Origin of the sequence: Actinobacillus pleuropneumoniae, assembly GCF_003290385.1 — a bacterium.
Taxonomy (GTDB): domain Bacteria; phylum Pseudomonadota; class Gammaproteobacteria; order Enterobacterales; family Pasteurellaceae; genus Actinobacillus; species Actinobacillus lignieresii.
Genome location: NZ_CP030753.1, coordinates 531766 through 552144, shown reverse-complemented (window position 1 = coordinate 552144; position 20379 = coordinate 531766). Strand labels below are relative to the sequence as shown.

The window sequence follows — 20379 nt, the reverse complement described above, 5'->3', positions numbered from 1 at the left end:
CCTATTTTACTCCAGTTAAAGAGAAACTGTAAATTATTTGCCGGAGTTATATGCCGGTGTTTGATATAACGGAGCCGGACCGTTAGGACCTGCCACATTACCACCCTCATTTTGTTTTAATACTCCACCGTTCGCAGTTACTTCAACTCGACGATTTGGACGTAAACAGTCTTTTAATTCTTGACCGTGCGGAATACCGTCACAAGCTTTCACTTGTTGAGCTTTACCGTAACCGACAGCATTAATATTTGCAGTCACGCCTTGTTGAACTAAACGCGCTTTAACCATATTTGCGCGACGTTGTGATAAATCCAAGTTATATTTTTCAGAACCTAAGCGGTCTGTATAACCTGCAACTTTAACTTGTTCCGCTTTAGAAGATTTTAATTGAGCCGCAACATTATCCACAACTTCTTTACCTTTTGCGGTTAATGTATCTTTATCAAAGTCGAATAAGAAGTCGCCGCTTAAGTTAAATGATGCATTACCATTACAACCGTTCGGATACCAAAAAAAACTTTGCGCATTCATATCTTTGTCAAATAATACTTTGAATTGACAAATTTTATGCACACCGTTTTCACGGTAATTAAATGCATAATCCCACTCACGCACACCGTATAAACCTTCTTCAAAATGCGGACGACCGATTAGATTATATAATTGATCTTTATTCATACCGCGTTCAATTTGACGTACGTTTTCCCAATTAGGCCATGAACCGAATTGAGAACCGTCATGATTAAACTCTGATTCTGAAATTTTAGGGAATACCGGATTCTCTGTGGTACCTTCATCGGTTACGTTACTTAAATTACCGCAAGCCGTTACTGCTAAAGCGATACCCGATAATAATAATCCGCGAAAAACAGTCGTATTTTTCATCGTAAGATGTCCTTTATAGATTAAAAACTTCATTCATTTTATATAATGCTAAATACCTGAATACGGCATATAGATTATAATTAATTCTACAATACAATAATGTTTTATTCTAGCACTAAATTGACGAAACTAATTAAATAACGATATTTTCTATTCTTAATTGTAAATTTTTATTTCCTTTAAACTCATTAATATCCAGTTTATAAATAAGTCGAGCCGATTTAATTGATAGATCCGGAAAAATACGCAAATCCGCATTAAACCAAATCGCATCAAATAAGCCGCCGAAAGGCTGCTCTACCATCAGTTTCAAATGTTTGCCGCCTAATATTCTTTGTTGCAGTATTTTAAACTCTCCTTCAAAGAGCGGTTCGGGAAAACTTTGTCCCCAAGGTCCGGCTTTTTGTAATAATTCCGCAATATGAATATTCAATTCGTTCGAAGACAATTCACCGTCAGTATAAATTACGCCCTGTAATTGTTCCGGCGCAATTATTTCGTCAATCACTTCATCAAATATATGCTGAAATTTAAGAAAGTTATTTTGATGAATCGTTAGCCCCGCTGCCATCGCATGACCGCCGAATTTCACGATTAAATTCGGATGTTTCACATCAATACGTTCTAATAAATCACGCATATGCAAGCCGGCAATCGAACGCGCCGATCCTTTTAAATATTCGCTATTTTCGCTCTCTTGCGCAAATGCAATGACCGGTCGATGAAATTGATCTTTAATACGCGAAGCTAGAATACCAATGACGCCCTGATGCCAATCGGCCTGATATAATGCGATACCGTGTGCTTGATCTTTTTGCATTAACGAAGGTAAATTTGCGCAAATCGCCAACGCCTCGGTTTTCATCTCTTGCTCAAATTCTTTACGGGTCTGATTTAAGCTGTCCAACTCAAAAGCCAGCTGACGGGCAATCTCCATATTTTCCGCAATTAATAATTCCACTCCAAGCGACATATTTTCCAAACGCCCCGCCGCATTTAAACGAGGTGCGATAGCAAAACCTAAATCGCCGGCTTGTAAAGAAGACAACTCTCGTTTAGATACTTCCGCTAATGCACGAATACCCGCTCGGCAATGTCCCGAACGAATTCGAGTTAATCCTTGATGTACTAGAATTCGGTTATTGTGATCAAGCGGAACCACATCCGCGACCGTTCCTAATGCGACAAGATCCAGAAGCTCGGCTAAGTTCGGCTCTTTTAAAGAAAATAATTGTGCTTCACGCATTTGACTGCGTAATGCCAACATGACATAAAAAGCAACCCCCACGCCGGCCAGTGATTTGGAAGGAAAAGAACAATCGGCTAAATTCGGATTGACCATCGCATCCGCATTCGGTAACGTTTCCGCTGGTAAATGATGATCAGTAACCAATACTTTTATATGATGCAACTTTAATAATGCAATTCCTTCAAAAGAAGAAATACCGTTATCCACGGTAATGACCAAATCCGCACCTTTTGCCAATACCATCTCGGCTACGGCGACACTTAAGCCGTATCCCTGAGAGAAACGATCCGGAATTAAATAATCTACATTTTTAAACCCTAATTGGCGCAATGCCAAAATCGTCAATGCCGTACTGGTTGCTCCGTCCGCATCAAAATCTCCGACAATTACAATGCGGGATTGTTGTTTAAATGCATCAATCAAAAGGCTGACCGCCTGTTCTATATTCGCAAGTTGCTGCGGACGATATAAATATTGTAAAGAACGTTCCAATTCCTGAACGGAATTAATACCTCTGCTTTGGTATAAGCGATTTAATAAAGGATTTTCAGATAGAGTGACCGAAGTTAATGGCGGTCGTTGTTTGATTAGCTTTTGCACTATTTTTCTTCTTTTCGTTATAAATAAAACAAGCGGTATCATTTTGCAAAAATTTTACAAAATCAGACCGCTTGTATTCAAGGACTTAATGCTATTCGCTTAACATTTTAAGTAATTCTTTAGGTTCTACATAACCGGCTATCAATTGACCGGTGCTATCGACCATATTCGGGGTACCTGTTACGCCGAATTTAATGCCGAGTTCATAGTGTTTTTTCACGATATTCGGTGTTTTTACTTCTTTCGGTAAAGTACCGTTTTCCGCATCGGTTAATGCTTTCACTTTATCCGCCGATGTCCAAATCGCTTCCATTTGTTTTGCGGTTTGTGTATTCATTCCGCCGCGAGGGAAAGCGAGGAAACGAATGGTAATACCCAAATCGTTATACTCTTTAATACGTTGGAACATTAAATGGCAATAATGACAGGTAATATCCATAAATACGGTAACTACGTGCTTCTCATTTTTTGCCGGATAAATAATCATCTCTTTTTCCAATGCATTTAAATCCGCTAACAATGATTTGTTAGTAATATTAACCGCTTTGCCGTTTTTCAGTTCAAAAATTTGCCCTTGGATCACAAAACGTCCGTTTTCACTGATTTGTACCACGCCTTCATTTGAAACGGCGGTTCTAAAACCGGGCAGCGCCGAATCACTGATTTTTACATTCGTTGCCCCCATCCCTTCTAACGTTTTTACCAAGCTCATATCATCAGCCATCACGGGAGATACGCATAAGCCCATTAAAGAAACGGAAAATAATGCCGTTACATTTTTTTTCATGATTAAATATCCTATAAATTAAAATTTTAATTTTGCTTCAACATATTTAGCACGCGTTAAGAACTTCTTACGTTCTTTATCCGCCATACCCGAATTTGAACCGGGTAATTTCACCGTCATCGGATTAACCGGTCTTCCGTTAAGATGGAATTCATAGTGTAAATGAGGTCCCGTAGAAGCTCCCGTATTTCCCGATAACGCAATACGCTCACCTTTTTTCACACTTTGTCCGACTCTCACCAACGTTTTACTTAAGTGCATATAAACCGTGGTAATGTGACCGTGACGAATTTTAATATAACGCCCCGCACCTTTTGCCTGATAAGCGATATGTTCAACCACACCGTCCGACGGTGCGATAATCGGCGTTCCCGTCGGTATGCCGAAATCCACCCCGTTATGCGGTCTGACTCTGCGCGTGACCGGATGTAAACGTCTAGGATTATAGTGCGATGATACCCTTGCATTAAATAACAAAGGAATACGGGCAAATCCTCTGCTGAGGGTTTCACCGTGGCTACTGTAATAACGTCCGTTATCCGCTTGAATCGCATAATAACGTTTCTTGCCGCTGACAATCAGGATGCCTTCTACGTTGCCGACTTCCGTTACCGTACCGTTGATGTATTCACGTTTTACCAAGATAGCGAAACGATCACCTTTTTTCAGTTTATTAGTTGCAATTTGTGACTGCAATCCGACCGCCAACTGATTTACTTGCCGTTCCGAAAGCCCCACTTCTTTAAGACTTGAAGAAAAAGAACCGCTAATTACACCACGTACCACATCTTGTCGCCATTCGCCTTTCTTCTCTATTTTTTGAAAGACCCATTTACCGTTATCTTTACGCTCATAAATACGTTCTTCTTTTTCAGATACCAACCAGTTCATATATTCCAACTCGCCGTGGTTATCCAAAATCCAGTAGAATTGCTGACCGCCGTCTAAATTAGCCAATTCCGGAAAACGTTTAATCATAGCTCTGGCATCACTTGCACCTAAACCGGACTGCTCCAAAACATCTTTGAGCTTATCACCGCGACCGACGGTATAACTGAATTGATCCTGAATGCGTAACGCTTCGTCCGCGACGTCTAAAATATCGTTTAAGACTTTCTCGGCCTCTTGAGGCAACTTTTCTTCATTCTCTTTATTTTCGACTTTAGAGATCTCACCCTCTTGCCCTTCAACCTCATCATCTTCAGCTAAAAGATCATCATAAGAGGTTGCGGAATTATCTTCTGCGGTTAATTCCGAATTTTTCTCGTCTTCGGAAACTTCTTCATTAGCTTCCGTATTTACATGATTAGTAGATGTCTTATCCGCCGCTTGTTTCTGATCTTCTGCGGATGTTAATTGTGTCGTCTCTTCCGGTTGTTCCGGATCATCTTTTTGATCCGCTTGTTGCTCGTCCAATACAACGTATTGTTCGTAATTCGCCGTTGTATTTATAGAAGGTTGATTTTTTAACGCAAGTACAATACCAATAAAAATTGATAAGATCGCCATCAAAAAAACCAAACCTTTTAACCGAGATTTTTTCCGACGTCGATCTCTTGCCAATATAACGTGTTGCAAAATATGTCCTATCGTATCATTTATTTCTTACAGGAGAATCCGACAAAATTTCTTTCTTAAAATTCATTCTTGTCAGAATCTAAAAAATCCGCTAATTTGTCACTTATTTATTATATCCCTAAAATTTTTAGATAATGCAAATTAAACGACTTACGCCCGTCCCTAAAGAAAAATCCAAAGGTCATCCGCTAGTTCAGCTTCAACAAATCGAAGTATCCTTTAACGAGCAAAAGGTTCTGCACAATATCAATTTAGCGATTTATGCTAATTCCATTACGACCATTGTCGGTCCTAACGGCGGAGGTAAATCCACTTTATTAAAAGTATTATTAAAATTACTTACGCCTGACAGCGGTAAAGTTATTCACCAAAAAGGCTTAAAAATCGGCTATGTACCGCAAAAATTGCATCTTGATCATTCCATGCCGATCACCGTTTGGAAATTTCTATCCTTGAAACCTGACGCTACGACGCAAGCGATTCAAGAGGCGCTTTCGCTATTCTCTATTACGCATTTAGCGCAAAACAGTATGCAAAAACTCTCGGGCGGCGAACTTCAACGCGTATTACTCGCCAGAGCGGTACTAAATAAACCGCATTTACTGGTTTTGGACGAGCCGATGCAAGGTGTGGATATTACAGGGCAAACCGAACTCTATCAACTATTAAATAATACTCGTTCGTGGTTAAATTGCGCAATTTTGATGGTTTCGCATGATTTGAATATCGTAATGGCGAATACCGACGAAGTTTTATGCGTCAATAAACATATTTGTTGTGCCGGTACGCCGGAAATGGTCACTAACGATCCGCATTTTATTCATTTCTTTGGCGACCAATTCGCTAAAAATGTGGCGTTTTATTCACATCACCACAACCACCATCATAATTTGCACGGCGACGTATGTAGCGGTCAATGCGAATGCCAACATTAGTCCTTCTTCCAAGCGGTTAAATTTTTAAAATTATTTGTAAAAGAACGCAAAATTTAACCGTTTTGTTATCAATTTGTTAAAAACAAGACTTAGCTCACATTCTTTTCTTTTATTTTAAGGCATAATATAAATATCGCTTTATAAATTGATTAATTACACGGAGTTTTAATCCAATTTATTCGCATTAGCGTATATAATGACGCCCATAACTCGTAAACACATCAATACAAGGTTAGGTCTATATGCAGCATAAAAATTTTGAAGATTGGTTAGCGTCTTCTCCGTTCGGAGGTTCCAACCAGACTTATGTTGAAGAAATCTACGAACAATATCTAGAAAATCCGGCAAATGTCGATGCTAGTTGGCGTGTCATTTTTGATACCCTTCCGAAAACGCAAGTCGTAGAACAGCCCCATTCTCAAGTACGTGATTATTTCCGTAAACTCGCCCGTGAAAACGTCCCCGAATCCGTTACCGTGATTGATCCGGAAGCCAGCGCAAAACAAGTTCGTCTATTACAATGGATTAATGCTCATCGTTTCCGCGGTTATTTAGAAGCCAAACTTGACCCAATCAACTATTATCGTTGGAAAATATCCGTCGTGCCTGAGCTGGATTATCGCCATCACGGTTTTACCGAGGCGGATTTGAACGAAACGGTAACGATCGGCAAATATGTTTACGGCAAAGAAACCATGAAGTTCGGTGAGCTCGCCGATGCGTTAAAACAAACCTATTTAGGCACAATCGGTTTAGAGTTTATGCACGTGCAAGATATGGAGCAACGTAACTGGTTACAAGCTAAAATCGAAAGTACTTTAAATAAACCGTTATTTACGCATACCGAAAAAGTTAATTTACTGACTGAATTAACTGCTGCCGACGGGCTTGAGCGTTATCTCGGTGCGAAATTCCCCGGTGCAAAACGCTTCTCATTAGAAGGTAGCGATGCGTTTATTCCAATGATGAAAGAGATTATTCGCCATGCCGGTCGTCAAGGTATGAAAGACGTAGTAATGGGTATGGCGCATCGCGGTCGTTTAAATATGTTGGTAAACGTACTCGGTAAACGTCCGGCGGAACTGTTTGATGAGTTTGCAGGTAAACACGCTGATGATAATCGTACCGGCGACGTCAAATATCACCAAGGCTTCTCGTCTGATTTCGATGTGGACGGCGAACGTGTGCATTTAACTCTTGCTTTTAACCCGTCGCATTTGGAAATTGTGAGTCCGGTGGTTATCGGCTCGGTGCGTGCACGCCAAGAACGTATTCGCGATACCGAACATAATAAAGTCCTAGCGGTCACGGTACACGGTGATTCTGCGGTAGCAGGCCAAGGCGTAGTACAAGAAACTTTAAATATGTCGAATGCTCGCGGTTATAAAGTCGGTGGTACTATTCGAATTGTGATCAACAACCAAATCGGTTTTACCACCTCTAACCCGAACGACACTCGTTCAACCGAATTCTGTACCGATATTGCCAAAATGATTCAGGCACCGATCATCCATGTAAACGGTGATGATCCGGAAGCGGTCGCTTTTGCCGCTCGTATGGCTGTCGAATATCGCACCTTATTCAAACGTGATATTTTTATCGATTTGATTTCTTATCGTCGCCACGGTCACAATGAAGCGGACGAACCGTTAGCTACTCAGCCGATGATGTACAGTATCATCAAAAAACACCCGACACCTCGCAAGGTCTATGCGGATCGTTTGGTTGCCGAAGGCGTATTAAATCAAGACCAAGCGACCGAAATCATGAACAACTACCGTGATGCGTTGGATAACGGCGATCGTGTCGTACCGGAATGGCGCGAAATGGATATGGCGGCGGTGGATTGGTTGCAATATCTCAATTATGACTGGACAGCACCTTATGAGAGCAAATTCCCGCAAGATCGTTTCTACACCTTAGCTAAACGTGTGTGCGAATACCCTGAAAGTTTACGCCCGCATTCTCGTGTCGAAAAAATCTATAGTGACCGTAAAGAGATGTACGAGGGCAAAAAATTGCTGGATTGGGGTATGGCGGAAACCATGGCGTACGCAACTCTATTAGACGAAGGCACGCACGTACGTTTATCGGGCGAGGATGCCGGTCGCGGTACGTTCTTCCACCGACATGCGGTTGTACATAACCAAAATGACGGTACGGGCTATGTTCCGCTTGCGCATTTACACGCTAATCAAGGACGTTTTGAAGTATGGGACTCGGTACTTTCCGAAGAGGCGGTCTTAGCGTTTGAATACGGCTATGCGACAACCGATCCGAAAACATTAACCATTTGGGAAGCGCAATTCGGTGACTTTGCCAACGGTGCGCAAATCGTAATCGACCAATTTATCAGCTCCGGCGAACAAAAATGGGGCAGAATGTGCGGGCTAGTGATGTTGTTGCCGCACGGTTATGAAGGACAAGGTCCGGAACATTCTTCGGCAAGATTGGAACGTTATTTACAGCTTTGCGCACAACAAAATATGCAAGTGTGCGTACCGAGCACGCCGGCACAGGCTTACCATATGTTACGTCGCCAAGCGATTCGTAAAATGCGTCGTCCGTTAGTGGCAATTACACCGAAATCTCTGTTACGTCATCCGCTGGCGGTATCATCTCTCGAAGAACTGACCGAGGGAGAATTCCAAAATGTAATTGGTGAAATCGATAGCAATATTACGGCGAAAAAAGTAAAACGTGTGGTGATGTGTTCCGGCAAAGTTTATTACGACTTACTCGAACAACGTCGTCAAAACGAACAAACTGATGTGGCGATTATTCGTATTGAGCAACTTTATCCGTTCCCATACGAGGATATGAAAAAAGTATTAGAACCTTACGTACACGTGAAAGATTTCGTTTGGTGTCAAGAAGAACCGCAAAACCAAGGCGCATGGTATTGCAGTAAACATAATTTTGAGGCTTCGATTCCTGAAAAAGCGAAATTAACCTATGCGGGTCGTCCTGCTTCGGCTTCACCGGCGGTAGGTTATACCTCTTTACATGCTCAGCAACAAAAACAACTTGTCGATGACGCCTTAACACTTTAAGCATAAATAAGCGGTCGATTTTTAATAAACTTTTGCAAAAAATCTTACGAAAACGACCGCTTACTCAATTATCGGTTTAGGTAAAACCTATACCGGCAAATTAAGAAAGGAACCAAACCATGACTATTGAAATTTTAACTCCCGTGCTACCCGAATCCGTCGCGGATGCTACCGTTGCGACTTGGCACAAAAAAGTAGGCGATACGGTTAAACGTGACGAAGTACTTGTTGAAATTGAAACGGATAAAGTCGTTTTAGAAGTGCCGGCACCGAATGACGGCGTATTAGCGGAAATCAGCCAAGAGCAAGGCGCAACCGTTACTTCTAAACAGTTACTTGGGAAAATCTCAACCGTTCAAGCGGGAGATTTTACGCAAGAAACTATCAAACAAGCTAACGAAGCGACTCCCGCCGATCGTAAATCCGCCGCCATCGAATATGATCACTCGGATGCCGAATCTCAAGGTCCGGCAATTCGGCGTTTATTAGCGGAACATAATATCGAAGCGCATTTAGTCAAAGGTACCGGTGTCGGCGGTCGTATTACCCGTGAAGATATCGAACACTATCTTGCACAACGTCAGGCTCAAGAAACCAAACAAGCGATGGCAAGCGAACACAATACGGTAAGTACCGTGGCTTATTCGGCACGTAGCGAAAAACGTGTTCCGATGACACGTTTACGTAAACGTATTGCCGAACGTTTGTTAGAAGCAAAAAATACCACCGCAATGCTAACCACATTCAATGAAGTGGATATGCAGCCGATTATGACATTGCGTAAAACTTACGGTGAGAAATTTGAAAAACAACACGGCGTGCGTTTAGGCTTTATGTCGTTCTATATTAAAGCGGTGGTAGAAGCGTTAAAACGTTATCCGGAAATCAATGCTTCGATTGACGGCGATGATGTGGTATATCACAACTACTTCGATATTAGTATTGCGGTATCCACTCCGCGCGGATTAGTCACGCCGGTGATTCGTAACTGCGATAAATTATCGATGGCGGATATTGAGAAAACCATTAAAGCACTTGCCGAAAAAGGACGTGACGGTAAACTAACCGTAGAAGACCTAACCGGCGGTAACTTTACCATTACTAACGGCGGCGTATTCGGTTCGTTAATGTCCACTCCGATTATCAATCCGCCGCAAAGTGCGATTTTAGGTATGCATGCGATTAAAGATCGCCCTGTCGCAGTAAACGGCCAAGTGGTGATTCGTCCAATGATGTATCTTGCCTTGTCTTATGACCACCGCTTAATTGATGGACGTGAATCTGTTGGTTTCTTAGTTGCGGTCAAAGATTTATTAGAAGACCCGACCCGTTTACTACTTGAAATCTAATTGCCGTTTTACACTCATTTTTAACCGCTTGTACTTAAACAAGCGGTTATTTTTTGCAAGAAAGTAATATTCACCGAAATTTGTAAGATATGTAAACTTATGTTATAGTAAATGTATAGAACGCTTACTTAGACTGAAATTTATGACCTATTATTACCCGACGGCAAATAACGTTTATCCCGATCAACCTCATAAGTCTTACCGACTAAAACGCTTTCGCTTTTGGTTGCGTTCCGTCTTACATGCTTCACAAGTCAAAAAATTTAGTCGGTTTGCAAACCGACACCCTGAACTTTCCGAGTTGCTTAAAGCTTACCCTAATTATAGTTATCCGGTCATTCATCGTTTTTTGGATAAGCGTTTCAATGCGGAACGACGCTTGGAAATTGTGTGTGATAACCTTACTTTTTTACCTCAACAATTTGCGCAGTACCATCTTCCTCCGCTTTGGGTTAAACCGATCAGCTTCGGCGAATTTATTCCTGATTTTGAAATCCGCTTAAATATAAACGAATATCAAGCGATGGAAGGTTTTTGGGCGTTGGAATTACGCCAAAAAAGCAGCCGCCGGCTCGTTTATTTATTAACATTCGGCAAAATAGAACAATCACTGCTTATCGGAGCGATTCAAGGCGCCAATACGGAAAACGCCAAAGATTTAGTTAAGTTTTTAACCAAACAATGTCACGGCTTACGTCCCGCATATTTATTAATCGAAGTCATGAAGTTACTCGCTCATACGCTCGGCTACCAGTTATTAGGTATTCCGCACAAATACCAAAATAAGTCGCGCTTTATTCAAAGCAAACGTTATACCGTCAATTATGATACTTTATTCAGCGAATCGGGCGGGTTACTGCAAGAATACTGGCAATTACCGCTTGCTTTAAACAAAGACTTGACGGACGTACCGAGTAAAAAACGTTCTATGTATCGTAAACGCTTTGAAATGTTAGACAAATTAGCGGACGTCATTCAGCAAACATTTCCGTTACCGCCGTCTTCATAGCCATAAATAACAGACCGTTTTACAAGCGGTCTTTTTTCTTTGATTTTTTGCCTATCTCCTCCTATTTTAACGTTTGCTTTTTTATAGTAGATGGATTAAATTCTTGAACATTATCCTAATCATTATCCTATACAGGAAAGCTTATGAATCTACACGAATATCAAGCAAAACAAATTTTTGCACAATATCGACTTCCCGTAAGTAAAGGTATTGTTTGTCATTCTCTCGATGACGCCGTTTCAGCCATTCACACATTAGCAGGCGACACTTGGGCGGCGAAATGCCAAGTTCACGCCGGCGGTAGAGGCAAAGCGGGCGGAATAAAATTAGTGCGCAGTGAAGCGGAAATTCGTGAGTTTTGTAATCAATGGTTGGGACAGCGTTTAGTCACTTTTCAAACCGATAAAAACGGACAACTGGTAAATACGATTTATCTCGAAGAAACGTGCCTAATAGAACGTGAATTATATTTGGGCGCAGTAATTGATCGTTCTTCACAAAAAATTGTTTTTATGGCATCAAATGCCGGCGGTATGAATATTGAAGATGTCGCCGCACAAACACCGGAGCTTATCCATAAAGCAACCATTGATCCGCTTACCGGTGCGCAAGCTTTTCAGGGTCGTGAATTAGCTTTTAAACTCGGTCTGTCCGGCGATCAAATCAAACAATTCGCTCATCTTTTTGTACAACTTGCCAAATTATTTATTGAAAAAGATCTTGCCTTACTCGAAGTAAATCCGCTCGTATTGACCAAACAAGGTCAATTACTTTGTTTAGATGCCAAAATGGTAATTGACAGTAATGCGCTTTATCGCCATCCGGAGCTAAAAGCCCTACAAGATCCAAGCCAAGAAGATGCGCGAGAAGCCGATGCGGCAAAATGGGATCTTAACTATGTCGCATTAGACGGCAATATCGGTTGTATGGTTAATGGTGCAGGCTTAGCCATGGGAACCATGGATATCGTGAAACTACACGGTGGTCGTCCGGCAAACTTTTTAGATGTCGGCGGCGGCGCAACGAAAGAACGTGTTTCGGAAGCCTTTAAACTGATTCTTTCCGATCAGAATGTTAAAGCCGTCTTAGTCAATATTTTCGGCGGCATCGTCAGATGCGATTTAATTGCGGAAGGTATTATTGCGGCGGTTAATGAAGTCGGGATAAACATTCCGGTCATCGTGCGTTTAGAAGGTACTAATGCGGAATTAGGTCGTGAAATTTTAGCAAACAGCGGCTTACGTTTCATTGCGGCAAATACATTAACACAAGCGGCACAACTTGCAGTCAAAGCAGCGGAAGGAAAATAAACATGGCGATTTTAATTGATAAGAATACTAAAGTGATTTGCCAAGGTTTTACCGGCGGACAAGGCACATTTCATAGCGAACAGGCTTTAGCATACGGTACGAAACTTGTCGGTGGCGTTTCGCCGAACAAAGGCGGTACAACGCATTTAGGTTTACCGGTATTTGATACCGTACGTGAAGCGGTCGAAAAAACCGGTGCGACTGCAAGTGTAATTTACGTTCCCGCTCCCGGCTGTAAAGATGCGATTTTGGAAGCGATTGATGCAGGTATCCAGCTTATCGTTTGTATTACCGAAGGTATTCCTACGTTAGATATGATTTGTGTCAAACAGAAATTAAAAGAAAGCGGTGTACGAATGATTGGTCCGAACTGTCCGGGAATCATTACCCCTGACGAGTGTAAAATCGGCATTATGCCGGCGCATATTCATAAGAAAGGTAAAATCGGTATTGTTTCTCGTTCCGGCACGCTTACTTATGAAGCGGTAAAACAAACCACGGATGAAGGATTCGGGCAATCTACCTGTGTCGGTATCGGTGGTGATCCGATTCCAGGCTCAAGTTTTATCGACATCTTGAAACTCTTCCAAGCCGACCCTGAAACCGAAGCGATCGTAATGATTGGTGAAATCGGAGGTAGCGCCGAAGAAGAAGCGGCCGAATTTATCAAAATGCACGTAACAAAGCCTGTTGTCAGTTATATCGCCGGCGTTACCGCACCGAAAGGAAAACGAATGGGACACGCAGGTGCAATCATTAGCGGCGGTAAAGGCACGGCAGATGAAAAATTTAAAACATTAGAGAATGCCGGCGTGAAAACGGTGAGAAGTCTTGCCGAAATCGGTAGCGCATTAAGAGAATTGCTGCACAAATAAATCTCGTTCAATAATCGGTCGTTTTTTCATAATGATTTGCAAAAATGATAAGATGACCGCAATTGAGTTCAAACGAAAGGACTGAGTTGCGATAAATATCCCATCCCTCAGTCCTTAATATCTTTTAGATAGTATTAAAAATCGCTAATATTGCTTCTATCAATAGACATTGCCGGAATCCGCAACACTCTGTTCTCAAGTTTCCATTGACTGTTTTCCGGTAATTCCCCTTTTGCAAGTAAGCGAGAAAAATCAATAATCGCTCTACTTTGAGAACGCCAATCGTTGGTGACCGTACCGGCTAATTTTCCTTTTCTGATTAAATTAAGTGCTTCTGGGGTCGCATCCACACCGTAAATAGGCAATGCTTTATTTTTTTCGGTTACCACCTCTAACGCACCTATCGCCATACTATCGTTATTAGAAATAATCACTTCAATATTATTTTGCGGTGTCGATAACCAAGCGTTTACTTTAGTTTTCGCAATTTCTTTATTCCATACGGCGGATTCTAATGCCAATTGTTCCGTCTTAATACCCTGTGTTTTTAATTCTTCAATTACGGCTTTAGTACGTTTTTCCGCATCCGGGTGCCCTACTTCCCCTTTTAATAACGCATATTGCATTTTGCCGTCGTGATTTAAATCTAACGCTTCACTGCTTTTCCAATGATTGGCAATCATCTTAGCCTGTGCTTTTCCTGCTTCTTCCGGATTAGACCCGACATAATAAACCTTTTTATAACTATTGATTGCTTTCGCACCCGGATCTTTATTGAACAAGATAATCGGTAAGTTCGCATCTTTAGCCTTACCGATCACTGTTGCCCATGCATTCGGATCAACTAAATTTACTGCAAGCACATCTACTTTATGATTAACTAAAGTTTGTACTTGGTTATTTTGCACAAATTGCGAATTTTGCGCATCATTCATTAATAGAGAAAGAGAAGGATTTTCTGACGTATATGAGATTAATTCATCATGCATTAATCGAATAAAATTATCGTCGTACTGATATAAGCTCACACCCAGCGTATCTTGAGCGATAACGGAAGAAGACAAACTTATCCCGACGGCTAATGAACATATTGCTAATTTTTTCATATTATTCCCCCCTCAAGATTATCAATAAGACTTTTAAATTAGAACTACTATATAAAAGATAGTACACAATTAAATAGGGAAATAATGTGAGATAATTCACACATTTCAGAAATCATTACGAATAAGCAACAATAAAAAACAAGCGGTGAAATTTGCAAAAATTCTTACAAATTTCACCGCTTGTCAAAAAGGATTGCATTAAACCTTAAGCCGTCATTTTTTTAGATCTAAAGATAAAAATCAATACCATCATCACAACAGCCGTGGTAATAAATCCGGATACGGCGGATCCGGTAAAGCCAAGCACTAAATATCCGATAATGGAAGCAACCGCAACAAGTAACGCATAAGGTAACTGTGAAGTTACGTGATCGATATGGTTACATTGTGCGCCGGTTGAAGATAGGATCGTCGTATCAGAAATCGGAGAACAGTGATCGCCACATACCGCCCCTGCCATAACCGCAGACATACACGGAATTAAAAGGCTTGCATCCACATTAATCGCCATTGCTGCGGCAATCGGTAGCATAATCCCAAATGTCCCCCAGCTTGTACCGGTTGCAAATGCCATAACGGTCGCAAGCACAAATAAAATAGCAGGTAAAAAGGCCGGATTAATATTGCCGGCAACAAGCGTAGATAAATAATCACCGGTATGCATATCTTTTACGACACTACTGATTAACCAAGCAAGCGTTAAAATTAAAATCGCACCGAACATAGATTTGCAACCTACCCAAATCGCTTTCGGATAATCTTCCGCTTTAATTAAACCGAGCGTACAAAGCATTACTGCCAATACCCCCGCCGATCCGCCGATAACTAAAGAGAGATTGACATTGGTATTTTCAAACGCACCCAATAAGCTAAAGGCTTCCAATGCCTGCGCTCCGGTATAAATCATAGAAGTAACGGTGGTTACAATCAACACAAGAATCGGTACGATTAAAGCATATACTCGACCTTTGGATTCGACATCCGCATCTTCATTCGTATGTGTTTCCGAAGCCAACGCTTTTCTTTCAAAACGACTCATTGAACCGATATCAAATGAGAAATAAGCTACGATAAACACCATAATTAAGGCAAATAACGCATAGTAGTTCATCAAACTCATTGAAGCGAATGCGCTGATCGCCGTATATTCGGTAATATTATAAGTCGCCAATAAACCGCCGATTGTTGCGATAATTGAAGCTCCCCAGCTGGAAACCGGCATAAGCACGCACATCGGTGCGGCGGTCGAATCAAGAATATAAGCTAATTTTGCACGCGAAACTTTAAATTTATCCGTTACCGGTCGAGCAATCGCCCCAACAGCCAGACTATGGAAATAGTCGTCGATAAACGTCACGAAAACTAAACAGGCGGTTAATAATTTCGCACCGCGGCGCCCTTTAATATGTTTCTTCGCCCAATTGGCAAAAGCCTGATTACTGCCCGAATAAGTTAATAAAGAGGTAAACACGCCTAATAAAAGTAAGAAAATTAAGATCTGTACTTTTCCGAACGAATATTCACCGTCAGCATAAACCAAACCGATAGCAATATTTTTTAAATAAACGAAACCGTCCACAAATTTTGCCGAAAGCATAAAGGCACCGACTAAGATACCGACACTTAAAGACAGCAATACTCGTCGAGTAACCATAGCTAATAGTAAAGCAAGCGATGCCGGTATAATCGACAGCAACGAACTTGAATAATCAATTAAATTCATAAAACCTCTAAAAAAGTTACTTTGTAATGAAATACTAGCCAAACAAAGAAGAGGATCTACTGAGAGAATTTATGCAACGCATAAGATGAGGTAGGCAATCTGAAATAATAAGAATAGAACCGACCCTAGCAGTAGCACTCCGTAATACAAGGATTACGACAGTGTCGTCCCTTTCGGTAACGACCCCAACCAATTAAGATGACGCTTAACTGATTTCGGCAAATACGCCTTTCCTTTTTCCTCCTCGTTCTCCACTCAGAAAAAGTACTTATCGGATTTGCACCTCTACGATTTGTAGGACTTTGTAAGATTACCTTAATCTGCCTCGATTGCCAATAGCTAAACGCTATATTTTTATTAACATTTCGCGAATAACCAGACGAATAATAAATTATTCCATTTCATAAAATTAAAAAATAATGACTCGCTTACTTTACCTTAAATAACTATTCCGTTAATATATAAAATATATTTTCAGGATAATTATCATTCTGAAATGTCACAATAATTATACTATTTTCTATTATTTTATATGGTCTTTATTTGGAGATAAAAAATGTCAGAAATTTTAAAAACGTTATCAAATATCCGTAATCTAAGAGCGCTTGCGAAAGATTCAACCTTAGAACAAATGGAATCTTTACTTGAGAAAGTATCGATTGTCGTTGAAGAAAAGCGTGAATTAGTAAAAGCGCAAGAACTTGAGCAAGCGAAAGTCATGGAAGGACTAAAGAAATATAAGGAGTTATTAGCACAGGACGGAATCTCGGCAGAAGAACTCGTAGCATTATTGAATAATGCCACGGAACACAAGAAACGTGAGCCTCGCGCACCTCGTCCTGCAAAATACAAATATGTTGATGAAAACGGCAATGAAAAAACTTGGACGGGACAAGGACGTACGCCTCGCCCGATTCAAAAAGCACTGGATGAAGGTAAAAGTTTAGCATCTTTTGCTATATAATTTTTCATCATAAAAAACGGGACTAATATAATATTAATCCCGTTTTTTTATTTTACTTAATTTATACAATATTAATCTTTTAAATAACCAATAATTATTTCTCTATAATATCAAAGACTAACGCTTAATATTCCCCATCACTTATAATGCTACATTTTTAAATAAAGCCTATTAATTTCTACATTTCATATTACATAGTTTAGGAATTAAATCATCTTCCTACAAAATTTTGTGTGCTTCCATAATAACTATTTATTACCTAACTCATTAGAGTTAAAACAAAAAAATAGTAAAAACTCCACTAATTTTAATGGTTATTTTTTAATCAATCATTATAAAAAAGTGTGATCTTCATCATAAATTTACACATCCCCTCTATTTTTTTGAAAAATCTTACATACAATGCAGTTACCTATTTAACATTATTTTAACCATTCATTATTAAATTGCATTACGAGGCTTTTTATGGCGTTATTCCTTAGTATTTTCCCAATCGTTTTACTCATTTATTTAATGGTAAAACGTAACGCATTACCATCCTATATTGCATTACCGTGGGTTGCGGTAGTCGTACTGATTATCCATCTGCTTTTCTTTGCAACCGATATTACCATTATCAGTGCAAATATCTCATCGGCTATTATGTCGGTATTTACTCCGATTACCGTTATCTTCGGTGCGATTTTATTCAACCGCTTCTCCGAAGCGTCAGGCGTAACCAATACATTACGCAAATGGTTAGGTACGATTAACCCGAATCCGGTGGCGCAACTTATGATCATCGGTTGGGCGTTCGCATTTATGATTGAAGGTGCGAGCGGTTTCGGTACGCCGGCGGCAATTGCCGCACCGATTTTAGTCGGTTTAGGCTTTAACCCGATTAAAGTGGCGATCCTTGCATTAATTATGAACTCAGTGCCGGTATCATTCGGTGCGGTAGGTACGCCGACTTGGTTCGGTTTCGGTTCGCTAAACTTAGCGGAAGCGCAAATTCTTAAAATCGGTTCAATGACCGCATTAATTCATGCTTTTGCCGCATTAGTGATTCCAGTAATTGCTCTAAGCTTTATCGTCACTTGGAAAGAAATCCGTCAAAATATCGTATTCGTTTATTTAAGCGTATTTGCTTGCGTTATTCCTTATTTCTTCCTTGCACAAGTAAACTACGAATTCCCGTCGTTAGTCGGCGGCGCAATCGGTATGTTTATTTCGATTTTCCTTGCAAATAAAGGTGTAGGTTTAGCGAAAGTTGAAAATACATTAGATAACTCGTCAGTAACGGCAAAAGAAGTCGCAAAAGCATTACTTCCTACCGGCTTACTAATCGGCTTCTTAATCGTAACGCGTATCCAACAGTTACCGTTTAAAGCGATGATGAACAACACGACCGCTTGGATCAGCACTCAATTAGGTTCATTAGGTCAATTTGAAATCAGCCAAGGTTTAGTATTCAGTTTAAAAAATATCTTCGGTACGACGGTAAGTGCAAACTATAAATTACTTTATGTGCCGGCATTAATCCCGTTTGTAATTACCGTATTAATTTGTATCCCGTTATTTGCGTTAAGCGGTTCAAAAGTAAAAGACGTATTTGCAGGTAGCTTTAAACAAACCAAAAACCCATTTATCGCATTAGTCGGTGCGTTAATCATGGTGAATTTAATGTTAGTCGGTAACGACGGTTCAATGGTGAAAATCATTGGTAAGAGCTTTGCAGCGGCAACCGGCGAATATTGGACAATCTTCGCTTCATACTTAGGTGCGGTAGGTGCGTTCTTCTCCGGTTCTAACACGGTATCTAACTTAACTTTCGGTAGCGTACAGTTATCAACCGCAGAAATTACCGGCTTATCCACTTCATTAGTGCTTGCATTACAATCCGTAGGCGGCGCAATGGGTAACATGGTATGTATTAACAATATCGTAGCGGTAAACTCAGTATTAAATATTCAAAATCAAGAAGGCGCAATCCTTAAGAAAACTGTCTTACCGATGTTTATCTACGGCGTGATTGCGGCAATCGTTGCTTTAACGATTATTCCAATCTTCTTTAACGTGTAATAACAAAGTGGTAGAGAAAGATTTCTAAAAGACGTGATACACTAACAAGCGGTTAAATTTAAACTTTTTCTACCTATATTAAGTAAAAGGAAGTCAGCTGACTTCCTTTTGTCATTTTTGGCATTTTAAATACGATTGTTTCTTATTTTTATTTAAGTGGGAATTCTTTATGAACGTAAATTTCTATGTGACCTGTATTGCCGACATTGTCAAAGCCGGCGTAGCAAAAAACAGCGTACTTTTACTCGAAAAATTGGGTTGTAACGTTGTTTTCTTAGAGAAACAAGGCTGTTGCGGACAACCGGCAATGAACAGCGGCTATGCGAAACAAGCGATTCCGGGTATGAAAAACCTTATCGAAACTTTTGAGGTAAACGACTACCCTATCGTTGCACCGGCAGGTTCATGCGTCTATGCAATCAAAAACTATGCGGAATACTTAAACCGTTTCGGCGAACCGGAATGGGCGAAACGTGCGGAAAAAATTGCCGCACGTCTATACGATTTAACCGATTTTATCGTAAACGTATTAAAAAGAACGGATGTCGGCGCAAGCCTCACCGGTAAAGCGGTTTACCACCCGTCTTGCAGCTTAAGTCGTAAACTTGGCATTGTGGACGAACCTCTCACCCTTTTAAAAAATGTTAAAGGCTTAGAATTACTTCCGATTCACAACCAACAAACCTGTTGCGGTTTCGGCGGCACGTTCTCGGTAAAAATGGCTGAAATCTCAGGTGAAATGGTTACCGAAAAAGTGGTTAATATTACCGAAGTGGAACCTGAATATCTGGTTGGAGCGGATGTTAGTTGCTTAATTAACATTGCCGGTCGTTTAAACCGTGAAGGTAAAAACGTAAAAGTTATGCACATCGCAGAAGTATTAATGCAAGAGTAA

At 40.6% G+C, this 20379-nt stretch carries 15 protein-coding genes and 1 riboswitch; of the genes, 9 read left to right on the top strand and 6 right to left on the bottom strand.

The window, feature by feature from the left end; genetic code table 11:
* Positions 1–33: 33 nt before the first annotated feature.
* From DRF63_RS02460 to mepM, 4 genes are all read right to left on the bottom strand, one after another.
* Complete coding sequence (locus tag DRF63_RS02460) at positions 34–885, bottom strand: OmpA family protein (protein ID WP_005596583.1); 852 nt, start codon at positions 883–885, stop codon at positions 34–36.
* A 133-nt stretch (positions 886–1018) separates the two neighbouring features.
* Entirely contained in the window at positions 1019–2734 is a 1716-nt protein-coding gene (gene recJ / locus DRF63_RS02455; RefSeq protein ID WP_005596581.1) for a single-stranded-DNA-specific exonuclease RecJ, read from the bottom strand.
* A 91-nt stretch (positions 2735–2825) separates the two neighbouring features.
* Positions 2826–3521, bottom strand: coding sequence for a bifunctional protein-disulfide isomerase/oxidoreductase DsbC (gene dsbC, locus DRF63_RS02450; RefSeq protein ID WP_005596579.1), 696 nt, complete (start codon positions 3519–3521; stop codon positions 2826–2828).
* Between the two features lie 18 nt (positions 3522–3539).
* Positions 3540–5030: a murein DD-endopeptidase MepM gene (gene mepM / locus DRF63_RS02445; RefSeq protein WP_005596577.1), complete on the bottom strand. Its 1491-nt coding sequence runs from the start codon at positions 5028–5030 to the stop codon at positions 3540–3542.
* 203 nt (positions 5031–5233) lie between these two features.
* Here mepM and znuC point away from each other — a divergent pair, with 203 nt between their 5' ends.
* The 6 genes from znuC (at position 5234) to sucD (ending at position 13630) form a co-directional block, all read left to right on the top strand.
* On the top strand, positions 5234–6034 hold the full coding sequence (gene znuC, locus DRF63_RS02440) for a zinc ABC transporter ATP-binding protein ZnuC (protein WP_005596575.1): 801 nt from the start codon (positions 5234–5236) through the stop codon (positions 6032–6034).
* Between the two features lie 242 nt (positions 6035–6276).
* Positions 6277–9087, top strand: coding sequence for a 2-oxoglutarate dehydrogenase E1 component (gene sucA, locus DRF63_RS02435; RefSeq protein ID WP_005596572.1), 2811 nt, complete (start codon positions 6277–6279; stop codon positions 9085–9087).
* A 119-nt stretch (positions 9088–9206) separates the two neighbouring features.
* The gene (gene odhB / locus DRF63_RS02430) at positions 9207–10436 is read left to right on the top strand and encodes a 2-oxoglutarate dehydrogenase complex dihydrolipoyllysine-residue succinyltransferase (protein ID WP_005596570.1); all 1230 of its coding nucleotides are present in this window, start codon (positions 9207–9209) and stop codon (positions 10434–10436) included.
* Between the two features lie 142 nt (positions 10437–10578).
* Positions 10579–11445 (top strand): VirK/YbjX family protein, encoded by an 867-nt coding sequence (locus DRF63_RS02425; protein WP_005596568.1) that lies wholly within the window; start codon positions 10579–10581, stop codon positions 11443–11445.
* A gap of 143 nt (positions 11446–11588) precedes the next feature.
* Positions 11589–12755, top strand: a complete 1167-nt coding sequence (sucC, locus tag DRF63_RS02420; protein WP_005596567.1) for an ADP-forming succinate--CoA ligase subunit beta — start codon at positions 11589–11591, stop codon at positions 12753–12755.
* Positions 12756–12757: 2 nt separating this feature from the next.
* On the top strand, positions 12758–13630 hold the full coding sequence (gene sucD / locus DRF63_RS02415) for a succinate--CoA ligase subunit alpha (protein ID WP_005596564.1): 873 nt from the start codon (positions 12758–12760) through the stop codon (positions 13628–13630).
* 134 nt (positions 13631–13764) lie between these two features.
* Here the strand turns inward: sucD and DRF63_RS02410 are convergent, their stop codons facing one another.
* Positions 13765–14736: a substrate-binding domain-containing protein gene (locus DRF63_RS02410; RefSeq protein ID WP_005596562.1), complete on the bottom strand. Its 972-nt coding sequence runs from the start codon at positions 14734–14736 to the stop codon at positions 13765–13767.
* A gap of 205 nt (positions 14737–14941) precedes the next feature.
* The gene (locus DRF63_RS02405; protein WP_005596560.1) at positions 14942–16459 is read right to left on the bottom strand and encodes a Na+/H+ antiporter NhaC family protein; all 1518 of its coding nucleotides are present in this window, start codon (positions 16457–16459) and stop codon (positions 14942–14944) included.
* Between the two features lie 124 nt (positions 16460–16583).
* A riboswitch (Lysine riboswitch) is annotated at positions 16584–16755 on the bottom strand.
* A gap of 260 nt (positions 16756–17015) precedes the next feature.
* Between DRF63_RS02405 and DRF63_RS02400 the strand changes: the two genes are divergently transcribed.
* The 3 genes from DRF63_RS02400 to DRF63_RS02390 all read left to right on the top strand — a co-directional run bounded on the left by DRF63_RS02400 (position 17016) and on the right by DRF63_RS02390 (position 20379).
* Entirely contained in the window at positions 17016–17423 is a 408-nt protein-coding gene (locus DRF63_RS02400) for an H-NS family histone-like protein (protein ID WP_005596557.1), read from the top strand.
* 465 nt (positions 17424–17888) lie between these two features.
* Positions 17889–19484 carry an L-lactate permease gene (locus tag DRF63_RS02395; RefSeq protein WP_005596554.1) on the top strand — a complete coding sequence of 532 codons (1596 nt, stop codon included), beginning with the start codon at positions 17889–17891 and terminating at the stop codon, positions 19482–19484.
* A gap of 169 nt (positions 19485–19653) precedes the next feature.
* On the top strand, positions 19654–20379 hold the full coding sequence (locus DRF63_RS02390) for a (Fe-S)-binding protein (RefSeq protein ID WP_005596552.1): 726 nt from the start codon (positions 19654–19656) through the stop codon (positions 20377–20379).